Origin of the sequence: Peribacillus deserti (genome assembly GCF_002863585.1) — a bacterium.
Lineage (GTDB): Bacteria > Bacillota > Bacilli > Bacillales > DSM-1321 > Paraperibacillus > Paraperibacillus deserti_A.
This window is the reverse complement of sequence record NZ_PGUY01000036.1, coordinates 15,109-38,281: the sequence shown is the minus strand read 5'-3', so window position 1 is coordinate 38,281 and position 23,173 is coordinate 15,109. Positions and strand designations below refer to the sequence as shown.

Sequence of the window (23,173 nt, the reverse complement as noted above, 5' to 3'; positions counted from 1 at the left end):
TTACTCTTAAAGGTTGATTTTCACTCTTAAAATTTAATTTTGGCTCTTAAACCCGGAAAGTCACTCTTAAACTAGTGACGGTAGTCTCCTTACAAGTATACAGAACATAAAATCGATAATGAGAAAGAGAATATACCTTCTAAACTCATAAAAAAATAAAGGCAGGCCACTTATAACAGTGACCTGCCTTTATCTTTAGTTATGCCGTCCGTCTTTCCAACTTAACAGCCGGGCTATTCCATGTTTCGAACCAGTTTTTCACAGCTGTGACCATGATGATCACACCAAGCACAAGCATGATGATGGATAATATTCCATTAAGGATACTGTATCCTGCATTTGCTGAATTCAGGTATACATTTTTAACCATCCAGAACCCAGCGTAGTTAACGGTTACGTACAGATATGCCAGCGGAATCAGGCATGTCAGCATATAACGGCGTTTGTCTGCAATTCTCAGGATAATGGTAGCACCTATAATCAAGCCGATTGAAGCCATGAGCTGATTGGATACTCCGAATAGTGCCCATACAGAACCAATGTCTCCTGAAAATAGCAGGTAACCCCATAAGAAGCAGGCAAGCGCACTTGCAAAGATATTACCTGGCAGCCAGTCTACCCGCTTGAGCGGTTTGTAGAAAGCTCCTCCGAAGTCCTGGATCAAGTAGCGGGCAACACGTGTACCAGAGTCAATCGCGGTTAAGATAAATAGTGCTTCGAACATAATAACGAATTGGAAGAAGAACGATGCCAGCTTACTGAACCAAGGAATCTCTGTGAAGATATACGTCATCCCAACGGCAAGTGTAACTGCCCCTCCTGTACGTCCCTCCAGGCTCAACCCAATCTCTTTGCTTAATTCTTGTAAATGAACCGTCTGCATTCCTAATGTTTTAAATACTTCAGGTGTGGAGTTGATCGCGAAGTAGTCTGCAGGCTGAAGGGCCGTTGCTGCTACTAGCGCCATGATTCCTACCACGCACTCTACCAGCATGGCTCCGAAGCCGACTACTTTAATATCATTCCAGCGGTCCAGCATTTTTGGCGTTGTCCCGGATCCAACAAAGGCATGGAATCCTGAGATTGCTCCGCAGGCAATCGTAATCGAAATGAACGGCCAGACCGGACCGGCTAGGATTGGACCTCCGCCATGAACAAATTCTGTTAAAGCCGGGAATTGAATCGTTGGGTTTACAACGAATACTCCGACGATTAATGCCGCAAACACACCGATTTTCATAAAACTGCTCAAGTAATCGCGTGGTGCAAGCAATAGCCAGACTGGCAATGCTGCTGCGAAAAACGCATAGATTGGAAGAATAAGTGATAACTGCTTTACATCAAGTGTCAGCAGGTCGCCTAAGAACGTCCCTTGAATGGCAGGTCCAAAGAAAACGGCAAGCATAATCAGCGCAAATCCAACGATGGAAGCAGCTTTTAGATTTCCTGTTTTTCGATGATACAAGCCTACGCCCATTGCAATCGGAATCGTAATCCCTACGGCGAAAGTTCCCCACGGATTGTTTTCCAAAGCATGAAGAACAACCATGGATAAGCCAGCCATTGTAATGGTAATGATGAATAGCATCGCCAGGCCTGTACAGAAGCCCGCTACGGGTCCTAATTCCTTCTTGGCAACTTCTGCTAAGGATTCACCGTTTTGACGCATAGAAGCGAAAAGAACGACAGCATCGTGGACCGCCCCGCCGATTACCGCTCCAATTAACAGCCAGAGTAAGGATGGCAGATAACCGAATTGCGCCGCAAGGATCGGACCTACAAGAGGACCGGCAGCAGCTATGGCTGCAAAATGGTGTCCAAAAGCAACCCATTTATTTGTAGGAACATAATCTTTTCCATCATCCAGCGCGTGGGCCGGTGTTTGTTTGAGTTCATCCATTTGTTTTAATTTTAAGACCTTAGCGGCCATGAATGTACCATATAATCGATAAGCTATCATAAGAATACATATTGAGCCAATTACCATTGTAATCGCATTCATTTTCAAGCACCCCCATAACTTTGTACATCTTGAATATACCGCATGAAAACAGCTTGACAGCGTTTTCACGATAACAAACAAAAAATGAAAGGTGAGTTGCAAAAATGGAGGGCCCAAATGCAATGCGAGCGTTTTCAAATTCGTAAGCTATTAGCCTATTTTGGAGATTTCTTTAGATGGTGAGTTCCGGCTGGCTTCAATTATTCATTCACCAGCAAAAAAAGAGCCCTTTACAAGGCTCATTTTTGTAAAGGCTGTTTTCGCAAACTTTGTTGCTATTGAACAAGAGGTTGATTTCCTCTCCAGGATGCTCGCTTTCCGCGGGGCGGGCGGTGAGCCTCCTCGGCTTCGCCTGCGGGGTCTCACCTGTCCCGCTGCTCCCGCAGGAGTCTCGCACTTTACGCTCCAATCGACCTGACTGAACAATAGGGTGCCGTAAAAAACTTAAAAAAAACAACAATCTTTTAGAAAAGAGCCTTAGTAAAAAACAGCTAATTTATTTTAACATATAGCTCTCTGGTTTTTAAAAAGCGCTCTAACATTTCATTGGTACATGGAGTGCTGCCCTTTGCTTGCCCAGAATGCAGTTGAGGGAATCGGGTTATCCATTCCGATCAATACCGCAATTCCAGTTATCGAAGATCTTGAACGTTACGGAGAAATACACAGGCCGTATATGGGTGTAGAGCTTCGTTCAGCTCAAGAAATCTCCCAATATCATCAGCAGAATACATTAAAGTTTCCTAATGATGTCATATCTGGTGTAGCCGTTGTCCAGGTTAAAAACCAATCAGCTGCTTTAAATCCTTCACATATGTCCGGCTGACTGGAACCTTGGAACCGTCCTTCATCAGCAAATTGTAAGTCGAATTGAACCACGGTTCGATCTCAGCGATATGATTCAGGCTTACAAGATAACTTCGGTGCACTCTCACCAGATCGTGGGCATGCAATTTTTTTTCGACCGCAGTCAAAGTATCAGAAACTTTATATTCGGCTTCCATTGTTTTAACCAGTGTTTTTCCTTCTGCGGTAGCAATATATACAATGGATCCTTTATCAACCAGGACAATTTTGTCCTCGGAAGTTACGGCGAGCTTTCCAAGCTGCTGTTCGGAAGCTGGTCTGATTCCTGCAGCTGCTGGTGCTGCGATACCACCAATCGTTCTGATGGCCTTTATTTTATCAAGAGTCTGCCTGAGCCTCTCTTCATCAAATGGCTTCAATACATAATCAACAGCATTCAATTCAAATGCCTGCAGGGCAAATTCATCATAGGCTGTGGCAAAAATAATAGCGGGTACATGTTCCATTTCTCTAATTTGCGCTGCAACCTCAAGTCCGCTATCCTCAGACAGCTCGATATCCAGAAAGACAAGATCGGGCTTCAGTCCTTTAATCTGTTCTAATGCATCGAACATACTGCTCGATTCACCGAGCACCTCCACTTCACGCGTCCTTAATAATAGATACCTTAATTCATCTCTTGCCAGCGGTTCATCATCTACTATAAATGCTGTCATCATGATAGTCCCATGCTCCTTTTTTCTCTAGAGGAATACTAATGGCGATTTCCGTACCTGTCTCTTTTCGGCTTTTTATTTCAAACAAGGCTTCCTTGTTATAGATGCCGGTTAAGCGTTCGCGAATATTAACCAGTGCCGTGCCTGTGCCATGTCTGGATTCAACCGCCTCTTTCCCTAACAGCTCCAGCTTTTCAGGAGGAATGCCCTTACCATTGTCACTGACTTCAATGTGCAGGAAATGTTCATCGGAATAGACCTTGACCATCACTTCACCCTTGATCCTAGTTCTTGAAAACGCATGACGGATGCTGTTTTCTACCAGCGGCTGAAGGATGAAAGGCGGAACATGGCTTTTTTCCAGACCTTGTTCGATTTCAAATAGAACCTCATATTTATCCGGGAATCTGGCCTGCTCTAGAGACAGATACGCTTTAACATGTTCAATTTCTTTTTCTAATGGAATCAGGATCTGCCTTGCACCCTGAAGGTTGCTTCTGAAAAACTGACTGAGCTCCAGCAATAATTTTCGTGCTTTCTCCGGATTTGTCCGGCATAGAACAGAAATGGTATTAATGGCATTGAATAAGAAATGCGGATGAACCTGTGCCTGAAGGGCTTTTATTTCAGCGTTTTTCAGCAATTTACTCTGTTGTTCGGCCTCCGCAAGCTCCAATTGGGTTGAGAATAAGTTGGCGAGACCCTCAGCCAGTTCCTTTTCCACTTCCGTAAGATCGCTTGGATTATTAAAATACAATTTTAACGTTCCCACCGTTTTATTGTGCACCATCAGCGGCAGCACAACGGCTGCCCTTAGCGGACAGGGCTTATGCCTGCACAAAATTTCTTCCCGGCTTTTAGCTGTCAGCACCCTGCCTTCCCGAAGAACCTTTTTCGTGAGCTCTGTTGAAAATCCTTTGGTGGGCACATGATGGTCTGAAGCTGCACCTACATGGGCCAGCACACCCTCTGAATCTGTAATGGCGATTGCGTCGGCGTCTGTCAGCTGAAGCATGATGACAGCCACTTCCCTGCAGGATTCCTGATTTAACCCCTGCCTGAAAAAAGGCAGAGTCCGGTCCGCGATATAGAATGCCTTGCTGGTCTGAAGCACCTTTGCACGTTCCTGCTCACGCAGGATATATTGAATAATCAGCATGAAAAGAAGCATACCCAGACCGTTTACAGCGACCATTGGAATGCCTATTACCTTCACTAAATCCCACGCAGGGTCAAACGGCCGGGTTACGAGAAGGATAATGCCCATCTGTGTCATTTCCATGAGCATCCCGATGCCAACAGCAAAAGCAGGGGTAATCACGTTTTTTTTCCTTCGTGACAATCCAAACCACCCTGCTGCAGCCCCAGCTAATACGGCTGAAATGGCACAGGCTGCTGCAGTAAAGCCCCCAAGAAAGAACCGGTGGACACCGGCAATCACTCCTATACCGAGCCCGACAATCGGTCCGCCCAGAAGTGACCCTATCGCTATCCCCATTATTCTAGTATTTGCAATCGCACTATCAGGCTCTATACCGATCAGCCAGCTATTTTCTGCTGCTGAATTTGAGTGGATTTGAATCCCTGTATAATTACTGATCACTCCAAACAACCCAAATATGGCAATCAGTATGACCTTATCTTTAACACCTTGATCTCTGTGAATGATCTGTCGGAAGGTTTTACTTTGAGAGAGCAGAAACACTACAATCAAGATCACTCCGACTCTTTCAATCATTAACGGAATAAGATTAACCATCTTTTTCACCTTCAAGCTAATTAGTTATCTCATATTACAACATAGGTTCATTTTTTGTCGAATACGGAAAAAAGGCTTAATTTAAATAGGAAGCACATTTTTGATCTGACTATTAAAATTTACAGTGATGACTTTATTAACAAGCCGCGAACCTGACCTGGCAAATAGGGGGGGGTTTTTAACTAATGGCCTGGTGAAACTTGGATTATTCGTGTATTTTCGAGGGAAATTTTAAAAAAGTGTTTTGACCGCCTCTAGAGACAGTACTTTTATATATTTTCGTCGGATTTTTTTGGCGATTTAATTATTGGCTGACATTTTTTGCTTATGTTTTGGAGGCTTATGCTTATGTTCCGAAGGTTTATGCTTATGTTTCCGAGGTTTATGCTTATCTTTAGAGGTTTTATGCTTATATGCAGTAATCCAATGCTTATCTTATCGGCTTTATGCTGATGTTATGGGCTTTATGCTTACCATATGGATGATATGCTTATATCCCCGCAGCAACAGCCAGCTCCAGCCGCTGCATTTACCTTAGTGCTCATCATATACATAAACGTCATGCCTAATACAATACTCTCGTCACTTTTGATTTGGCCAAAAAAGCCAGAATCCAATATGGATCCCGGCTCTTGAATGCTTTTGGTGCTTTACTTATAAATTCCCAGCCTTAAAGGTATCGCCGCCTTCAATAGTGCCGGATTCAAATCCTTTATAAAACCAGCTTTTCCTCTGGGCAGAAGTGCCATGAGTAAAGCTCTCTGGGACCACATACCCCTGCGCTTTTTTCTGGATGCTGTCATCTCCGACGGCGCTCGCTGCAGTTAGGGCTTCTTCCAGATCTCCTTCTTCTAGCAAGTCCATACCCTGGGCATGATGGGCCCAGACGCCTGCCAGATAATCAGCCTGTAATTCAAAGCGGACTTGGTATTTATTGTACTCGGTTTGACTGAGTCTTTGACGGAGAGGTTCCAGCTTTTCTGTGGTTCCGAGTAAGGTTTGTACATGATGGCCTACTTCGTGTGCAATCACATAAGCCATGGCGAAGTCGCCTGGGGCCTGGAATTTTTGCTGAAGTTCGTCATAAAAACTGAGGTCAATATAGAGCTTTTGATCGCCGGGACAGTAAAATGGACCTACCGATGATCCCGCTGTCCCGCATGCAGACTGAACACTGTCAGTATATAGGACGAGGGTCGGCTCTTTATATTGCAGACCTTCCTTCTTGAATTGTTCTGACCAAACTTCCTCCGTATCTGCCAGCACCACGGATACAAAATCAGCAAGCTCCTTCTCCCGCTCAGATTCTTCGTAAGGTGCACTCGAATTTGACCCAGGATCTGTCATATTGCCTAAAAGGTCGCCAGGATTGCCTCCCATCAGGGTAATGATCAGCACAAGGATGATGCCGCCGATACCGCCTCCCATGATTGTTTTACCGCCCATTCCTCTTCGGTCCTCGACGTTTGAGCTCCCTCTTCTTCCCTTCCATTGCATAGTGGTTCCTCCCTATTCAATTTTTGCTGGTATGGATAACATATAATTTACTTTTGTGTTATACCCCTGATGGGGCCTTTCTAAAGCTTTATCCGCCGCTCATTTAATTCCAATTCTTCTGTTGAGAGTCTTTACTCACTCTTCGCAAACTTTGTTGTTATTGAACAAGGGGGTTGGTTTCCACTACAGGATGCTCGCGGACCTTAGGGGCGGGCGCTAAGCCTCCTCGACTTTAACAATAGGGTAAGTTCACAGAATTTATTAACAAACAACAATCTTTTAGAAAGGCGCCTTTAATAAAAAGGTCCATCAGTTTAGTATCCGTTCTGCTGATTCATATCGGGACTGGCCCAAAATAGATGAAAGCAGCATACATTTGAAGTACCATCCTAAATAATCGGAGGTACCTATGACTAAGCCTGGAGCAAAGCCTTATCTCACTACAAGGAATATAGAACCGGAAAATCAGGAAACACCTATTCATTTTCTTCGGTCTGATACAATAGATTACCCCTATTTTTATAAACGAAATCATTTTCCTTATCCTGCATTAACGGCGTTACATTATTTTCTGCCGATAATAGGTTTGGTTGATTCACCTGTATTATTTTCCCTGCGAGACATTATGAACATGCCCTCAAAGACCATAAAGGCTGTACTGGAATGTTCCGGGAATAAGCGGAATTTATTTGAGCCAAAGGTATTTGGTGAACAATGGGAAAAAGGAGCAATCAGCCAGGGAACTTGGAAGGGCGTTTCTCTTAAAACCTTGCTTGCAGCGTCAGGCATAAGAGAAGAAGCCGCTGAAGTGGTGATAGAGGGTCACGATTTCGGAGAACGAAAAGACCTGGACAACGTCTATGCGTATGCAAGAAGCCTCCCATTAAACAAGGCTTTGCATCCAGACACCATTATTGCCTATGAATATAACGGCAGGCCCATACCGTTTAAGCACGGATATCCATTAAGGCTGATTGTGCCAGGGTGGTATGCGATGGCATCTGTTAAATGGATTAAGCAAATCACCTTCATTGACTCTAAATTCGCAGGTCCATTTCAAACCATTGATTATGTATATTACCCAAATAAAACCAATGATGAACAGGCTTTTCCGGTTACAGGGATCCATGTTAACTCCACCATTCAAAAACCTCTGAATATGGAGATTTTAAATACCGGGACAAACGTAATTAAAGGCATCGCCTGGACCGGCAAAGGAAGGATTACAAGAGTCGGGATTAGCTTTGACAAAGGAGAGACCTGGGTGGACACTGAATTAAAGAATGAACATAACGCAGAGTATCAATGGGTGTCATGGTCCTTCACTTGGTTTGTAACTGAAAAGGGTGAATACACCATTATGACAAGAGCAGCCGATTCCTGTCGTAGAGTTCAGCCGATGACGCCCTTTTGGAACCGAAAGGGGTACGGATATAACGCGATTGATACGATTAAGGTAAAGGTGGAATAGGCGGCCATGTAAAAACCCAGCCTAGTAGACTGGGTAGGAGTTCAACACTTATTTAGATGAAAATTTATAAACGGTTTGAGATGTATATACCTCATCCTTATCTAAAATAGCCGACGGGAACTGCGGATGATTTAAAGAATCCGGCAGACCCTGGGTTTCTAGGCAGATTCCCAGATATTCTCTTGAAGCAGTTCCGCGAATGGAGAACCCTGCCTCTAACTGATTGCTTGTGTACAGGACAACCGCAGGCTCACTAGTCTCAATAACAAGGCTGCGTCCGCTCTCTTCATCAAACAAGTGGATTTCCTTGTTTTGTTGTTCATCTAGAAGAAACGGGTGGTCGTAGCCGTTTCCAGCCAGAATATTTTGAGGATGTGCTGACTCTTTTCCATCCTTAATTTTTCTGCCACTTCTAAAATCAAAAGGAGTCGAATCTACAGACAGCAGCTCTCCTGTCGGAATCAATTCTTCATCAAGCTCTAGAAAACGGCTGCTCTTTAGCATCAAAGTATGATGTAGGATGTCCTCTTTCAGATCTCCGCTTAGATTGAAGTACGTATGGTTGGTAACGTTCACTACGGTTTTTTTGTCACTGACTCCTTCGTAAGAAATCTTGAACTCATTTTGATTATTCAGCTCATATACTACCTTCATATGCAGGTTTCCTGGATATCCTTCTTCACCGTCCCTGGCTAAATAGGTGAATTCAATACGGATTGAATCTGTTTCTTCTTTTACCTCTGTATCCCAGATTACTTTGTCAAAACCCTGTAAGCCTCCGTGAAGATGGTTGCCGTTATTATTCTTCTCTAACTGGTATGTGTTCCCGTCCAACGTAAATTCAGCGTTTGCGATCCTGCCGGCATGACGCCCTACCACTGCACCGAAATAAGGAGAATGCTGATAATAGTCTTCCAGTGTATCAAAGCCTAACACCACATTTTCCATTCTGCCTTCCCGGTCCGGAACAAGTATCTTCGTAATAATGCAGCCGTAGTCAATCGCGGTTACCTCCATACCTTGGTCATTTATCAGAGTATAAGCTGTTACAGGCTGTCCGTTGTGTTCCGCAAACTTCTCGTCTAGTATTCTCATTATGTATAAACTCCTATCATGTAAAATAAATGTATGAGTGCTCTGTCTCCACCCTTAAAGGATGTTTCTTTGCTACTATTAATTCTAGTATACACTGTATGAAGACGTTTTCACTAGAAACAGTACTTGCCAATACCTTTCGCTCATCTTCCTAAAAAAAATGCCTCTCCTTCAAGGAAGGAAAGGCTGTCTAAATCATAACCACCGTATTTGTTTCTGCTGCTTCCATAATCCCCAATATGACCTTTAATGAAGCCAGCGCATCTTCGCCGGAAACCAGCGGGGCTTTATTAAAACGTACGCAATCAATAAATTCATCAATGACACCACTGTTAGTCTGATGATCGTTTGTCTGGATGCTTTCTAACTGATAATTCACGATTTCACCGTTATTATAAATGATTTGGAGCTGATATTCGTCCCCATGATATATTTTTAGGATTCCTTTTTCACAGTAAATGATCGTACTATTATCTTCTTCTCCATAATAAGTCCATGAAAAAGATGCTGTGCCTAAGCGTCCTTGTACCGTTTTTAGAGAACAGACGATATTATCGCAAACTTCGATAGGAAGCCCATTTTCATCAACTTTGTCCAGTGCGCCTTGAAATGCGCTGACTTGTTCAATTTGATCTTTGAGCAAATAATGTATGACATCCACTTTATGTATACCAAGGTCACCAGCGACTCCAAAACGAGATCGTTCTTTCTTAAAAAACCATGTTGAATTTGTTTTGTTAATTCCCCAATGCTCAGGACCCTTGTGCCCAAAAGTGGTTTTAAACGTTAGAACTCTTCCAAGTTCTCCTCTCTCAATAATTTCCCTCGCCTTTTGGTGTGCACGTGTGAATCGCTGATTATGATCGACCATTAGAATTTTCCCTGATTTCTTACCTGCTTCAATTATTTTATTTGCATCCTCTATGGTTAGAGAAATAGGTTTCTCACATAAAACGTGCTTGCCCTTAAGCAATGCCTTAGTGGAATAGATATGATGAAATTCATTGGATGAACAATCGCTTATGATATCGATTGTAGGATCGTCTAGCAATTCATCAACAGAAAGTGCGACACTGCCGCCGAACATAGCTGCTAACGCTTCGGCCCTTTCGGGATTCCGGTCGTAAAAAACAATATGCTTCACATATGGATTGGCTTTATATTCTGGTGCATGGCGGAATTTAGTGATGGAACCACATCCAATAATCCCTGCTTTTAATTCCAAATCACTGATCCTCCTATTCTCTTTTTTGGAATAAAACGGCTACGATAATAATCAATCCCTTTACAAATCCTTGAAGATGCGGTGAGACGTTCATCAAATTCATCATATTATTTAAGATACCTAGAATCAGAACCCCAAAGAATGTACCGATGATCTTACCTCGGCCGCCTGTCATTCTCGTTCCGCCGATTATAACAGCAGCAATCGCGTCCAATTCGTACTGAACACCTGAGCTTGATGAGGATATGGAATTTAGCCGGGATGTTTCAATAATCGCTGCAACACTCACTAATAACCCTGCCAGACTATAGACACCCAGCTTGACACGGTCAACACGTATGGCGGATAAGAGTGCTGCCTTCTCATTGCTTCCAAGCGCATACACATACCGTCCAAAGCGAGTTTTATGCATGAGGACATAGACAAGGACTGTCATGATCAAGAAGATTATGATTGGGTAATCAATCAGCCATAAATCACTGTTGGCAATTGCAGTGAAACCGGATACTTTTCCTGACACACTGCCTCCCTCGGCAATATATAATGCAATCGAGCGCGCTCCCGCCATCATGCCCAATGTGGCAATGAAAGATGCAATCCTGCCTTTTGCCACCATTAATCCATTTAAAAAGCCTGCTGCTGATCCTATGGCCAATGCAGTTAAAATGGCAACAAAAATGCTTCCGGAAGCATTTAATGCGAGTACCGAAATGACACCGACCAATACAAGGACTGAACCAACCGATAAATCAATCCCGCCTGAAAGCATAACAACCGTCATTCCCAGGGCAACAATTCCTATTATAGAAACCTGCATCAATATATTCAGCTGATTATTAATATCCAGGAATCTAGGGCTCATAATGGATGCCGCGATAAAAATAATTAAAAATGCAATGATGACACTGTACTCTGACCACAGCCAAGAGAGGCGGGTCTTTGTAGTTGATGTTTGCTGATTGTATTCTTTTAGTTCTAAATTAGCCAATTTGGTGAGCCTCCCTTTTCGAGCCAGTTGCATAGCTCATAATTTCATCTTCTGTTGCTTCCTCTCCCTTAAATCGGGCTGTTATTTCCCCCTGGTACATGACATAAATGTTATGGCAAATCTTTAAAACCTCCGGCGCTTCTGAGGATAATATAATGACTGCTTTTCCTTGTTCAGCCAATGTAATGATATGGTGGTAAATCTCCTGCTTTGCTCCAACATCTATCCCCTGAGTTGGATTATCAAAAATAATGATATCTGTATTTACTTCAAGCCACTTCGCAATAATGACCTTTTGCTGATTGCCTCCGCTTAGCTTGTCGATGGTAATACCAGCATTATGTACTTTTATATTCAATTTTTCTTTATAAGATTGAAAGATTTGATTTTCTAATTGATCCCGGATAAACCCAAACTTTTCAAAGTTTCTCATAGCAGATAAGCTCATATTATGTACAACGCTCAAATCCTTGATTATGGCATTTTCTTTTCGATCTTTTGGAACGAGGCCAATTCCTGCTTTTATGGCTTTACTAGGGTGATCTATTTTCACCGGCTGGTTATTTATCTTTATGCTGCCAGAGTAATTTTTCCGATAACCAAACAAGCTTTCAAAAAGTTCTGTCCTGCCGTCCCCAGCTAAACCCGTAAAGCCCAGTATTTCACCTTTCCGGACTGTAAAATCAATATTGTTAAATAATCCTTCACTCGTTAAATGATTTACTTCAAGCAGCACGGGCCCAAATGAATGTCCGTGTATAAAACGGTCTTCAGAAATAGATTTTCCAACCATAAGTTTCGTAATGGTATCCAGACTTTCATTCTCGATACATCCCGTTCCAACAACTTCTCCATCACGGAGAACCGTATAACGGTCACAAACCTTTTTGATTTCTTTTAATTTGTGGGAAATATAGATGATGGAAACACCCGAGTTCTTCAGATTATTCATTAACTTGAATAAACGATTTACCTCGTGCTCCGCCAGTGAAGAGGTCGGTTCGTCCATAATGATCAGCGATGATTTGTGCAGCAGAGCCTTGGCGATTTCAATTAATTGTTTATAGGAAGTATCCAGATTTCGTACATATTCTTTTGGATTAATGCTGACTCCAAGCTGTTCCAGTACGCTGCTTGTCTGCCTGCACATTTCTTCTACTTTTAAAAAACCTATTTTATTCCTCAGCTCAGAACCTAGGAACATATTTTCATAGACTCTCAGATCAGGCACTACATTGAGTTCCTGATGTATAAAGCTGATTCCATGTGCCTGAGAGACTCTGGGAGTGGTCATTTTAACAGCTTCTCCGTTAAGGTTGATTAATCCATTATCCGGCTGGTGGACGCCCCCTAAGACGTTCATCAAGGTGGATTTCCCTGCTCCATTTTCACCAAGCAAAGCATGGATTTCACCCCGCTGAATCTCCAAGGTCACTTTTTTTAAGACCGGTACACCGTTAAAAGATTTTTCAATATTCTTCATTATCATGAAAGGATCCGCAGACATATTATTTATCCCTCCGTTATAGGAAAAGAGGAAATACCATAACTGTCTAAAAACAACTATAGTATTTCCCTCTCGCTTATTTAGAATTTAGATTCTGGGTCATAGTGTTCTTCGACGTTCTCTTTTGTGACCTGAGTAGCTTCCTTTACCACCATTTTTTCTGTTGGTTTCCCGCCTTTTGCTAGATCTGCAGCAATTTTCACAGCATCTTTAACCATAGTTGGTGAGTATAGGAATGTAGCCGTAATCAAGCCGTCTTCTTTCATGTTTTCAAATACTGCCTTGCCGCCCCCTGCGCCAGTAATGAATTGAATATCTTTACGGCCAGCTTCTTTTATAGCCTGCAGCACTCCTAGAGCCATGCCGTCATCCTGAGTGAAAACAGCGTCAATGTGAGAATTTGCCTGCAAAATGTTTTGCATGACCTCCAAGGATTTTTCTGTTGAGAAGTCACCGCTCTGAGAAGCGATGACTTCAATGCCGTCAGAGCTTTCCATCGCTTCTTTAAAGCCTTTTCCACGCTGTTCGGTAACTGAGCTTGGCGGTCCTGTGATTTCGACCACTTTACCTTTTCCATTTAACTTTTCAATGAAGTATTTTCCTGCATTTACACCAATCCCTTCATTGTCACCTTTTACAACAACAGTGGCTGCATCATTTTCCAATTCACGGTCAACAATGACTAAAGGAATGCCTGCATCTTTAATTTTTTGGCCGACTGGAGTAAGGGCAGCTGATTCGATAGGAAGCATCACAATAGCATCCACATCCTGGGAGATTAAATCGTCGATGTCATTTGCCTGCTTGTTCGGATCTGTCGCATTAGTAAGCACATACTCAATACCATCGCTTTTCTTTAATTCTTTTGCCTGCTTTTCGGCACTGTCGATTAATGCACCCATCCATCCGTGTGTAGCAGATGGAAGAGAGATGCCAATTTTCAAGGTATCGTCTTTCTTGCCGCCATCACTGCTGCTTTTACTGCTGCTGCAAGCCGCCAGACCAAGTACTGTCACCAAACACATACATAACACTAACCATTTCTTCAAAACCTATTCCCCCCTTACTTTAATAAAAAGCTCTCCTTTTATGTAACCGTTTTCCTTTACATCTAAGGCCAGCGTTCTATCATTAAAATATTTCAATAACAGAACGCTGATCTCAGCTGCAAGCTATCCTGAGGTCGATTCGCGAATGACTAATTCATGGTCTAAAATGATGCTTTCAACCCGCTCGCCTTTAATCTTATTAATCAGCATCTTCGCTGCGAGTGTTCCCATCTTATACATAGGCTGGGCAATTGTTGTGAGAGTTGGATTGGTCATATTAGAAAAATCGATCTTATCGAAACCAACCAGGGCTATATCATCCGGCACTTTTAATCCCAGACTGTTTATTTCTTTAAGAGCACCGATTGCCAATAAATCAGATACAGCAAAAACGGCAGTCGGCATTTCATCCATATCCAAGATTTTTTTCATTGCCTGCTGGCCATACTCTAAACCTATTTGCTGCGCATGAAAAATATATCCTTGATCAACAGGGATGCCATGTTCTTCTAGGGCTTTTTGATATCCCATTTGCCGCTGTCTTGCATACAAATATTTTTCATCGGTATTAATCAAAGCTATTTTTTCATGTCCAAGCTTGATGAGATGTTTTACCGCCCGATAAGATGCTCCTTCGTTATCTATTGATACAAAAGGGATGCCGCTATTGATTGTATATTCGCTGCATTGAATGATAGCATGATGTTCAGACAGGGCTACCAACGTCTCTATGTTGACCGCCGGATCCATTGAAATAATGCCGTCAGCCATTTTTTTACGGACTAAATTAAAATAAATATTTTCCCGTTCAGGATTCGTGTCAGTCTGGCATAAAAGGATATTGTAATCCTGGCTGATAGCGATATCCTCTATTCCTCTGATGATTTCTAAATAGAATGGATTTGAAATGGTAGGGATCAAGACTAGGAGAATGCGGCTTTCTGATGTTCTCAAATTTCTGCCCAGCATGCTGGGTTCATAATTGAGTTCCTTGATTGCCTGTTCCACTTTAATTCTTGTCTTTGGGGAGACTGTTATTTGTCCATTTACCACTCTAGATACCGTAGCTACCGATACACCCGCCAAACTGGCAACCTGCTGTATATTTGCCATCCCTAAAACCCCTGCTTTCTTTCCCTTTACTAATATGTCCCGTAAATGTAATCGATTACATTTACATGGTAATACATACCAAATATTCTGTCAATTGGATCTAAGGGGGTAATTTTGAAAAAAATGAGCATAAACACGGAAATAAGACTGATACATGTAAAGATTAGGAGACTGGGAAGAAATAATACCTATACTGATAATTACTGAGCCAATTCCAGAGATATGTTTTTTATGTAATCAATTACATAAAAAAAGTAAATTTCTATTTTAGATTAGTTTTATAGTGGGTTCGTGATACTAACTCTGTACATGCCGCTGTTTTTTTTGGTACATTAATATAGTTATAGTTTATAAATATTATCTAAGTTAACTATTTATAGTGAGTTCCTTAATGCTCCCTATCCTGCCATGTTGTGCAGATTTTGACAAAAATTTTAGAGAGGGGATAAAAAAGTGAATACTTCAGAATCAAAATTATGGACGAAGGATTTTATTGTTGTTTCTTCCGTCAATTTTTTATTGACCTTGATCTTCTATTTATTGATGGTAACCATTGCAGTCTATACTGTTGATGAATATGATGCATCTACAAGCGAGGCCGGACTTGTAACGGGGATTTTTATAATTGGGACTTTAATTGGACGTCTGTTTATCGGCCGTTTTATTGATTCAATCGGCCGGAAGCGGACATTGTTCATCGGGTTAATATTCTTTACATTGTCCACTCTTTTATATTTTGTCAACGGCGGAATCACCCTTCTGCTTGTGACCCGTTTAATACACGGCACTACACTCGGCATAGCCAGCACGGCAACCGGTACGATTGTCGCTCAGATTATACCAGGCAAGCGGAAAGGGGAAGGAATTGGGTATTATAGCATGAGTGCGACCCTTGCCACAGCCATTGGACCTTTTATCGGGATTTATATGAGCCAGCATACAACCTTCCAGATGATTTTCAGCTTCTGTCTCATACTTGGAATTATCAGTTTGCTTATTGCCTTTATCGTCCAAGTTCCACCATTGGACGGCTCAGTCAAAACTCCTCAAGTAAAAGGGTTTGCCGTTTCAAGTTTTGTAGAGCCTAAGGCACTGCCTATTGCACTTGTTACACTGGCTGTTGCTCTCTGTTATTCCAGTGTTCTTTCTTTCATTAACTTCTATGCCATTGAAGTCCATCTTGTAGATGCAGCCAGTTTCTTCTTCATCGTGTATGCTATCGCTGTATTGCTTTCGCGTCCATTCACAGGGCGTTTGATGGATGTGAAAGGTGCCAACTATGTTATGTATCCGGCTTTTATCGTCTTAGCGGCCGGCTTGCTGCTTCTAAGTACAGTCAGTAACAGCGTTACGCTGCTGCTTGCAGGCGTTCTGATCGGATTAGGTTTCGGTAATATGCAGTCAGCCACCCAGGCTGTAGCGGTTAAATTAACCCCGCCGCACCGGATGGGGCTGGCTACATCCACTTTCTTTATTTTTCTAGACGCTGGACTTGGGTTTGGTCCTTATGTTCTGGGCTTCATCATTCCAGTAACCGGCTATAGCACCCTGTATATCATCATGGGCGTCTTATCACTGGCATCCATAGTTCTTTATTACTTCATGCACGGAAAAAAAGAACATGCAGGAAAAGCGGATATGAACGCTTTAACGTAAAATTAATATACTTATTGAGGAGGGATATCCTGAACGGGGATGTCCCTTTTTGATGGGTTGCACGGTTTCTATAGTATTTAAAACCATAGAGTATACTTCTATCTTATTAACGAATCCGGTGCTCCCCATATTTTTCAAGAGGAATCAATTTAATACTATCCGTTGAAGCGGCATAAAAATTTATATAGAATCAAATGTCACCCTAACCAAACTCCGGCTTAAATTGTTAGGAAAAATTATAAACTCTTATATCCGACAGTATCACAATAGTCCACTATAAGAGTTTATTCAATATTAAGTATTGTCTTAATCTCTTTATTATCCTGTCTCTTAATAAATTCATCTTTAAAAAATATCCACTTCATATTTTTTCAAGTACACAACAAGATTCTCATTCTTCATCTTTGTCCAACCAGTTTTGGTATTCAATGAAATTAAGATATTTTATAAAGTCGTCTTTACTCATTCCTGCGTTAATTGCCTGTGTAATTAGAAGCTTCCATTCTTCATCCAAGTCATCCCCGATACCCGTAATATGTTTATTCTCAACAAATAGATTTTCAAAGTTCGTATCGAGTGGTTTTGATATCTTCATTAAGAATTGTAAAGAGGGGTTGGTTTGCAGTCCTCTTTCAATCTGACTTAAATATGACTTCGAAACATCGGCCATTTTTGCCAGTTTAGAAATGGAATAGCCCTTTTTTTGTCTTATCCGCTTTATCTCTTTCCCTATCATACCCCTTCTCCTTTTAATGCATTTCGAAAAATCTGATCAATATCCATTCATTATATAGAACGTTTAGTTCTTAATAAAATACAAAAAAATGAGGAAATGAGAGAGAAAACGAGAAAACATACATAAAATGATACTAAATAAGCCATTTTACCTATTTTTAGAATTTTTAAATTTCTCTATTTTCCACTATACTCCTATTAAGCGTTCGATAAAAAGAACAATAATTGCTGAATTAAGTTCTTTAGTGAACACAGCTACTAGTAGCAAGATATTTCGGAAGATAGCATTTAAAGAGGATACTAATATCTTCAATAGAATTGCTGCCTATAGAAAGACTTTTATATGTTGGGAGGATAATGAATGAAAAACGCATTTAGTTTTGCAAACGAATCAATTGTTTCAAATGCTTCCAATGTCAGACATACGTATATGAAACCGAGAATTTTAGCATTTATTCCTGCGCATAATGAAGAGAAATCAATTCGAGACTGTTTGGCTGGTTTAGGGGACCAAACCTTGCCAAGAGATGTTGAGCTTGATGTTATTGTCATTGCGGATAACTGCACGGATAGGACAGAAGAAGTCGCATTAGAGGCAGGAGAGGAGTTTAGATTAAGATTAAAAGTTTTAACTACAAAAAACAATAAACACAGAAAAGTAGGAGCGTTAAATGCTGCATGGAAAAGTATATATGGGGACCCTTTGGATTTATATGATAAAAAACTGACTATTTATCAGGAATATTATAAGACATCCGTTAAAGCGATACTTGGCATGGATGCGGATAGCAGGCTTGCCCCAGATGCACTAACTCAATTATGGGAAGGGTTAATGAGTTCTCGAAATATTGGTGGAGTGATGGCTAAATATACTATGAGAATGCCAAAAAAGAAAAGTTTAATTTCAAAGGATGATGTTCATTACGAGGAAAAGATTAGAACTGGGGAGTATGGTGGAGCAATTGCACGTTGGTGGACACATCAACAAAAACAAGACATGGCAAGCTGGCTATTAGATCTTCAATACAGAGGTGGAAGTACATATGTACTAGGCGGGCAAGCAACATTATTTAGACCTGAGGCATTACAAGACATTATTGAAGAAAATAAGCTAGATGGTCCTTGGCAGGATGAAAGTGATGTAGAAGACATGTTATTAACTTGGCAAATCCAAAAATCAAAGTGGAAAACACTAATTAGTCCAACTGCTCGCTGTTTTGTAGATGCAATGAAATCATATCACACCTTTAGGCAGCAGAGGAATAAATGGCAATCAGGAACTGTAGAACTACTTACAAACAAAGATATAGGAGTAAAATCAAACCACAAAGGAAAAATATGGAGATCGCAAATAAAAACGTTCATTGACCTTAGCGTACGCTTGTTGTTCATAATTTTATTAGCTCTTTCCCTTGCGACCGATCAATTTTATTGGTCCTGGATATGGGTTATTCCAGTGGCACTTGCATCTGTCCTCAATACTATTTTAGCAATTAAGACCCCAATGCATCGAATAATAGACGTAATATTAGCAGCTTTACTGATCAGTCCTGAAATCTATTTGTGGGTCAACTTAATTACGTTTGCTAATGTATGGTTAGGAAAATTATCTGCAAACAAAAAAGACGGATGGGCCATCCAGTATAATGCCGAGAGAGGTGCTACACGAAGCAAACTTGTTGAAGGTATTATAATTGTAGCTCTTTTAATTATAGCTATTGTTTACTTATGCTTTGATTATAGAAGTTACTTAACAAGTGAGTCCGTACAGCTTGCTATACAACCTTATTTAAAAGCTGGCTGGATAGCACTGACCTATTTAACAATTTATACATCTTTATTTATGCTTTACCAAATTTGGACTTTACGAGGCAGACATACTGCTTAATTAGTAGGTTACTAACATCATTTATATTACTAGGATAAAGAAAAAAGTGGGAAGCTATATACTATGATTACTCTCGGAAAATTTAAGAAATCTAAAATACTCACTATTAAGGAGAGCTCTTATGAAAATAAAAAAGGCAATCATTCCTGCAGCAGGTTTTGGCACTAGATTTTTACCTGCCACTAAGGCTCAACCTAAAGAAATGCTGCCTATTGTTGATAAGCCAACTATTCAGTATATTGTCGAAGAGGCAATCCGTTCAGGAATTGAAGAAATTATTATAGTAACCGGAAAAGGGAAACGGGCAATTGAAGATCACTTTGATTACGCACCAGAGCTTGAGAAAAATTTAATAGAAAAAGGGAAGTTTGATTTACTCGATAAGGTCCAGTATTCTACAAACCTTGCTGATATTCATTATATACGTCAAAAAGAACCAAAGGGCCTTGGGCATGCTGTTTGGTGTGCACGCAACTTTATCGGTAATGAACCATTTGCTGTTCTACTAGGTGATGATATTGTTCAAAGCAAAACACCGTGTTTAAAGCAGCTAATAAATATATTTGAGCACACTTCTTCATCTGTAATAGGGGTCCAATCCGTCCCTAATGAGGAAACTCACCGTTATGGAGTTATTGATCCAATTTCACAAGAAGGTAGACGGTACGAAGTACAAAACTTTGTTGAAAAACCTGCTCAAGGAACAGCTCCGTCTAATCTGGCAATAATGGGCCGTTATATTCTAACACCTGAAATATTTACGTTTTTAAACCAGCATGAAACTGGAGCGGGCGGAGAAATACAGTTAACTGATGCCATTCAGAAGTTAAACAAAATTCAACAGGTTTATGCATTTGATTTTGAAGGAAAAAGATATGATGTTGGAGAGAAGGCTGGTTTTGTTAAAACCACGATTGACTTCGCTCTTCAGCATGAGGATCTTCGGAGTGAAATTTTAAGTTATATGAAGCAAATAGTAAGTACTAATGAAAATGTGTTATTGAAGATTTAAGAGCAACTTAAAAAATGCAAATTTTAATTTTACAAAACGGATGAATAATAAGTTACAGGTCTTTGACAATCTGTATACTTGTAAAGGACATTCATTTTTAAAAAAATTATTATACTTCCTCAAGAAGATGATCTCTGTATTGAACAGGGGACATCTTTTTTAATTTGACATTTCTCTGTTCCCTCTGCCTATTAATAGCTCACTAACCCAGGAATTCAAAGTTTTATAGGACGTTTACCATTGGCTGGTATACCTATACAAGAAATACATCAAATAAAGCAGGAACTTCTCTTTCCTTTATTGAATTATCTACCGAACACAATGTATATGTAGGAGACCTGAGTGATGACCGATTTATTTGAAAAAGTGCAAACTATTATGGAAGATTCAATGAAAGTAAATAATATTCCAGGGGCGGCAGTGGCTGTTATTAAAGATTGCGAGGTTATTTTTGCAAAAGGGTTCGGAAGGACTGCTGTTGAGGAATGGGGTTCCCCCATCCGGACCGACACGCTGTTTCGTATCGCATCCGTAAGCAAACTTTTTACGGGAACTCTTGTCATGATGCTGGTGGAAAAAGGATTGATTGATTTAGACCAGCCTGTACAGGCATATGTACCATGGTTTACGGCTGCTGACCAGGAATGGTCCAATGAAATTACTATTCGTATGCTGTTATCTCATACATCTGGACTGCCCACAGGAGGTGACTTAAGCAGCGAGCACACTCTTGATGAATATATGAGAGAAGTGGTGCCAACGCTGCCCGTCCTTTTCCATCCAGGAACTGCCTACTCCTATGGCAATCATGCACTGAATATCGCCGGATTTGTTGCAGAGCAGGTAACGAACAAGCCGTTTGCGTCCCTCATGCAGGAACTTCTTTTTGAACCATTAAAGATGACACAGACTACTTATGATCCGTTGAAAGCCATGACTTACCCCTTAGCAATGCCTCATCATAAGAATGACCGTGCAGAATTGGAAGTTTTGCATCAATTTTACAATGACATGGAAAGCTATCCTTCGTATTATGCCTTTTCCTCTATAAAAGATCTATGCCAGTTCGCACTGATGCATCTGCAGGAAGGCGTATACGAGGGCCAGCAGATTATTTCTGCCTCCTCTTTACAAGAGATGAGAACTCAGCAGACTAGATGGTTCAAGTTAACGGATGCAGGGTGCGGCATTTCATTCTTCCAGGAATCAAAAGGCGGAATTAAACGGTTCTGGCATTACGGACAGTATGGAAGTCAGTACTCCAGCCAGTTTATCCTAGTTCCCGAAAAAGGGATTGCCGTCATTGCATTGGCAAACGGAGAAAACATCTTCCAGGCCGGATATAAGATAGTGGACGCATTATTAGACCAAAGCAGTCAAGATGATATTGATTCAGCCCCTTCCGAAGGGTTACCCGATTTATCAGCCTATGAAGGAACCTTTCTACACAGCTATAAGGGTCTTATTACTATTTTAAAAGATGATGGAAACTGGTTTCTTAAGCATAATGACCAAACATACGATTTATTGAGACACAGCATCGACACTTATTATACCCGGGACCATAACGGTGCTGTTACTTTCACTGTTGGCTTTCCCGCCTGTTCCGCTGAGCAGCCATCTAAATGTATCATGATAAATGGAAAGGCATCACCAGAGTTTAAACAGATTTATACCGCCAATACAGCTGACTGGATTAACTATGAAGGCACATTTAGTAACGGGAGAGATACTTATAAGGTCTCTATACAAGGAAACTCACTAATCATTAAGGATCAGCAAACAAGCCAGGAATTAGAAACTGAAGCAATAGCAAGTAATCTATTTATGACTGATTATGGGTTAGTAAGCTTTACTGAAATAAACCGTACTATTGACCTGGTATTCGATAACGCCTGGCGGTTCCCGAAGCTAGGCATACAGGCACCTGTTATTCAACAATAATAAAAGTGGTTCCTATGGAAGGAGAAGTCCGTTAGATAAAAAGAAAGTTTGCCATTTTAAAAGACTTAGCGAATTTAGTGATGTTTTCCGCTTCCGTGTGAACTTTCGAGGTCGAACGAGTGCTTTAGCACGGTGAAATTCCGGCCGATTTTCACCGAAAAACAAATATTTTTAACGGATGAGCCCTATTATTGGTACCCCTTTTGGCAGCTTGAATCCCCAGCTATGGAAAAACAGGCTTTTCGGAAAGCATTTTTATTAAATTTGATAGAAGTAGAAGCACACAAAAGGGTTTATGCTTAACTTATATTGAGATATGCTTATATGTTGGAGGTTTATGCTTACGTTTCTTGATCTTATGCTTATGTTTTCATAGTTTATGATTATCTGCCTTCCTCCTATGCTTATGTTTGGTGCCTTATGCTTACCCAGCATTCTTTATGCTTTTCATTTTAAGAATATGCTTATGCCGAGCGGTAATTCTCTGTAAACGGCAGCGCTTCGATGACCCCCGGCAAGACCATGCAGGGTCCGATACCGTGCAAGGAACCAGATGTTTGCACCAGCCCAGGCTGGATCGATGCGCGTATATCCAAACAGTAGAAAAGCCGCCGAGATTTTCTCGACAGCGCCTGAGAAGCGATTCCTCATAAGATATCGCTTCTGTCTTTTACATCACTAGAATGACCCTAACAACAAACGCTAACGG

At 41.1% G+C, this 23,173-nt stretch carries 18 protein-coding genes and 1 pseudogene; 6 read left to right on the top strand and 13 right to left on the bottom strand.

Annotated features, from left to right (window positions below; translation table 11 throughout):
* Nucleotides 1-199 precede the first annotated feature (199 nt).
* Nucleotides 200-2,002 carry a carbon starvation protein CstA gene (gene cstA, locus CUU66_RS11750; RefSeq protein WP_101642340.1) on the bottom strand — a complete coding sequence of 601 codons (1,803 nt, stop codon included), beginning with the start codon at nucleotides 2,000-2,002 and terminating at the stop codon, nucleotides 200-202.
* Nucleotides 2,003-2,573: 571 nt separating this feature from the next.
* Between cstA and CUU66_RS11745 the strand changes: the two are divergent.
* Nucleotides 2,574-2,801: pseudogene (locus tag CUU66_RS11745) on the top strand (serine protease); the annotation flags it as partial.
* Here CUU66_RS11745 and CUU66_RS11740 read toward each other — a convergent pair.
* The 3 genes from CUU66_RS11740 to ypfJ all read right to left on the bottom strand — a co-directional run bounded on the left by CUU66_RS11740 (nucleotide 2,782) and on the right by ypfJ (nucleotide 6,781).
* Entirely contained in the window at nucleotides 2,782-3,528 is a 747-nt protein-coding gene (locus CUU66_RS11740) for a LytR/AlgR family response regulator transcription factor (protein ID WP_101642335.1), read from the bottom strand. The pseudogene CUU66_RS11745 and the gene CUU66_RS11740 sit on opposite strands and share 20 nt — an antisense overlap.
* On the bottom strand, nucleotides 3,503-5,284 hold the full coding sequence (locus CUU66_RS11735) for a sensor histidine kinase (RefSeq protein WP_101642333.1): 1,782 nt from the start codon (nucleotides 5,282-5,284) through the stop codon (nucleotides 3,503-3,505). The genes CUU66_RS11740 and CUU66_RS11735 overlap by 26 nt, the downstream gene beginning before the upstream one ends.
* A gap of 654 nt (nucleotides 5,285-5,938) precedes the next feature.
* Entirely contained in the window at nucleotides 5,939-6,781 is an 843-nt protein-coding gene (ypfJ, locus tag CUU66_RS11730; RefSeq protein ID WP_101642331.1) for a KPN_02809 family neutral zinc metallopeptidase, read from the bottom strand.
* Nucleotides 6,782-7,190: 409 nt separating this feature from the next.
* On the opposite strand from ypfJ, the gene CUU66_RS11725 reads away from it, so the two are divergent.
* Nucleotides 7,191-8,252: a sulfite oxidase gene (locus tag CUU66_RS11725; RefSeq protein WP_101642329.1), complete on the top strand. Its 1,062-nt coding sequence runs from the start codon at nucleotides 7,191-7,193 to the stop codon at nucleotides 8,250-8,252.
* 48 nt (nucleotides 8,253-8,300) lie between these two features.
* Here CUU66_RS11725 and CUU66_RS11720 read toward each other — a convergent pair whose 3' ends face one another.
* From CUU66_RS11720 to CUU66_RS11695, 6 genes are all read right to left on the bottom strand, one after another.
* A complete protein-coding gene (locus tag CUU66_RS11720; RefSeq protein ID WP_101642327.1) occupies nucleotides 8,301-9,347 on the bottom strand; it encodes an aldose epimerase family protein in 1,047 nt (348 codons plus the stop codon).
* Between the two features lie 190 nt (nucleotides 9,348-9,537).
* Complete coding sequence (locus CUU66_RS11715) at nucleotides 9,538-10,572, bottom strand: Gfo/Idh/MocA family protein (RefSeq protein WP_101642325.1); 1,035 nt, start codon at nucleotides 10,570-10,572, stop codon at nucleotides 9,538-9,540.
* Between the two features lie 13 nt (nucleotides 10,573-10,585).
* Entirely contained in the window at nucleotides 10,586-11,560 is a 975-nt protein-coding gene (locus tag CUU66_RS11710; RefSeq protein ID WP_101642323.1) for an ABC transporter permease, read from the bottom strand.
* Nucleotides 11,553-13,067 (bottom strand): sugar ABC transporter ATP-binding protein, encoded by a 1,515-nt coding sequence (locus CUU66_RS11705; protein ID WP_101642320.1) that lies wholly within the window; start codon nucleotides 13,065-13,067, stop codon nucleotides 11,553-11,555. The genes CUU66_RS11710 and CUU66_RS11705 overlap by 8 nt, the downstream gene beginning before the upstream one ends.
* Before the next feature lie 80 nt (nucleotides 13,068-13,147).
* Nucleotides 13,148-14,116: a substrate-binding domain-containing protein gene (locus CUU66_RS11700; RefSeq protein WP_101642318.1), complete on the bottom strand. Its 969-nt coding sequence runs from the start codon at nucleotides 14,114-14,116 to the stop codon at nucleotides 13,148-13,150.
* A gap of 123 nt (nucleotides 14,117-14,239) precedes the next feature.
* On the bottom strand, nucleotides 14,240-15,229 hold the full coding sequence (locus CUU66_RS11695; protein ID WP_101642315.1) for a LacI family DNA-binding transcriptional regulator: 990 nt from the start codon (nucleotides 15,227-15,229) through the stop codon (nucleotides 14,240-14,242).
* A gap of 453 nt (nucleotides 15,230-15,682) precedes the next feature.
* Here CUU66_RS11695 and CUU66_RS11690 point away from each other — a divergent pair, with 453 nt between their 5' ends.
* The gene (locus tag CUU66_RS11690) at nucleotides 15,683-16,885 is read left to right on the top strand and encodes an MFS transporter (protein WP_101642312.1); all 1,203 of its coding nucleotides are present in this window, start codon (nucleotides 15,683-15,685) and stop codon (nucleotides 16,883-16,885) included.
* A 391-nt stretch (nucleotides 16,886-17,276) separates the two neighbouring features.
* Here the strand turns inward: CUU66_RS11690 and CUU66_RS11685 are convergent, their stop codons facing one another.
* Entirely contained in the window at nucleotides 17,277-17,621 is a 345-nt protein-coding gene (locus CUU66_RS11685) for a helix-turn-helix domain-containing protein (RefSeq protein ID WP_101642310.1), read from the bottom strand.
* A 360-nt stretch (nucleotides 17,622-17,981) separates the two neighbouring features.
* Here CUU66_RS11685 and CUU66_RS11675 point away from each other — a divergent pair, with 360 nt between their 5' ends.
* Both CUU66_RS11675 and galU read left to right on the top strand, forming a co-directional pair.
* Nucleotides 17,982-19,508: a glycosyltransferase family 2 protein gene (locus CUU66_RS11675; protein ID WP_257967975.1), complete on the top strand. Its 1,527-nt coding sequence runs from the start codon at nucleotides 17,982-17,984 to the stop codon at nucleotides 19,506-19,508.
* Between the two features lie 121 nt (nucleotides 19,509-19,629).
* On the top strand, nucleotides 19,630-20,520 hold the full coding sequence (gene galU, locus CUU66_RS11670; RefSeq protein WP_101642305.1) for a UTP--glucose-1-phosphate uridylyltransferase GalU: 891 nt from the start codon (nucleotides 19,630-19,632) through the stop codon (nucleotides 20,518-20,520).
* 109 nt (nucleotides 20,521-20,629) lie between these two features.
* On the opposite strand, the gene CUU66_RS25410 is transcribed toward galU, so the two are convergent.
* Nucleotides 20,630-20,716, bottom strand: coding sequence for an IS3 family transposase (locus tag CUU66_RS25410; protein ID WP_142383723.1), 87 nt, complete (start codon nucleotides 20,714-20,716; stop codon nucleotides 20,630-20,632).
* Between the two features lie 149 nt (nucleotides 20,717-20,865).
* On the opposite strand from CUU66_RS25410, the gene CUU66_RS11665 reads away from it, so the two are divergent.
* Nucleotides 20,866-22,464, top strand: coding sequence for a serine hydrolase domain-containing protein (locus CUU66_RS11665; RefSeq protein ID WP_101642303.1), 1,599 nt, complete (start codon nucleotides 20,866-20,868; stop codon nucleotides 22,462-22,464).
* A gap of 447 nt (nucleotides 22,465-22,911) precedes the next feature.
* On the opposite strand, the gene CUU66_RS11660 is transcribed toward CUU66_RS11665, so the two are convergent.
* Nucleotides 22,912-23,115, bottom strand: a complete 204-nt coding sequence (locus CUU66_RS11660) for a hypothetical protein (RefSeq protein ID WP_101642301.1) — start codon at nucleotides 23,113-23,115, stop codon at nucleotides 22,912-22,914.
* Between the last annotated feature and the right edge of the window lie 58 nt (nucleotides 23,116-23,173).

Bases quoted from the DNA above. Each gene is read 5' to 3' on its own strand.
- cstA (WP_101642340.1), bottom strand. From the start codon at position 2,002: ATGAATGCGATTACAATGGTAATTGGCTCAATATGTATTCTTATGATA.
- CUU66_RS11740 (WP_101642335.1), bottom strand. From the start codon at position 3,528: ATGATGACAGCATTTATAGTAGATGATGAACCGCTGGCAAGAGATGAA.
- CUU66_RS11735 (WP_101642333.1), bottom strand. From the start codon at position 5,284: ATGGTTAATCTTATTCCGTTAATGATTGAAAGAGTCGGAGTGATCTTG.
- ypfJ (WP_101642331.1), bottom strand. From the start codon at position 6,781: ATGCAATGGAAGGGAAGAAGAGGGAGCTCAAACGTCGAGGACCGAAGA.
- CUU66_RS11725 (WP_101642329.1), top strand. From the start codon at position 7,191: ATGACTAAGCCTGGAGCAAAGCCTTATCTCACTACAAGGAATATAGAA.
- CUU66_RS11720 (WP_101642327.1), bottom strand. From the start codon at position 9,347: ATGAGAATACTAGACGAGAAGTTTGCGGAACACAACGGACAGCCTGTA.
- CUU66_RS11705 (WP_101642320.1), bottom strand. From the start codon at position 13,067: ATGTCTGCGGATCCTTTCATGATAATGAAGAATATTGAAAAATCTTTT.
- CUU66_RS11695 (WP_101642315.1), bottom strand. From the start codon at position 15,229: ATGGCAAATATACAGCAGGTTGCCAGTTTGGCGGGTGTATCGGTAGCT.
- CUU66_RS11685 (WP_101642310.1), bottom strand. From the start codon at position 17,621: ATGATAGGGAAAGAGATAAAGCGGATAAGACAAAAAAAGGGCTATTCC.
- CUU66_RS11675 (WP_257967975.1), top strand. From the start codon at position 17,982: ATGAAAAACGCATTTAGTTTTGCAAACGAATCAATTGTTTCAAATGCT.
- galU (WP_101642305.1), top strand. From the start codon at position 19,630: ATGAAAATAAAAAAGGCAATCATTCCTGCAGCAGGTTTTGGCACTAGA.
- CUU66_RS11665 (WP_101642303.1), top strand. From the start codon at position 20,866: ATGACCGATTTATTTGAAAAAGTGCAAACTATTATGGAAGATTCAATG.
- CUU66_RS11660 (WP_101642301.1), bottom strand. From the start codon at position 23,115: ATGAGGAATCGCTTCTCAGGCGCTGTCGAGAAAATCTCGGCGGCTTTT.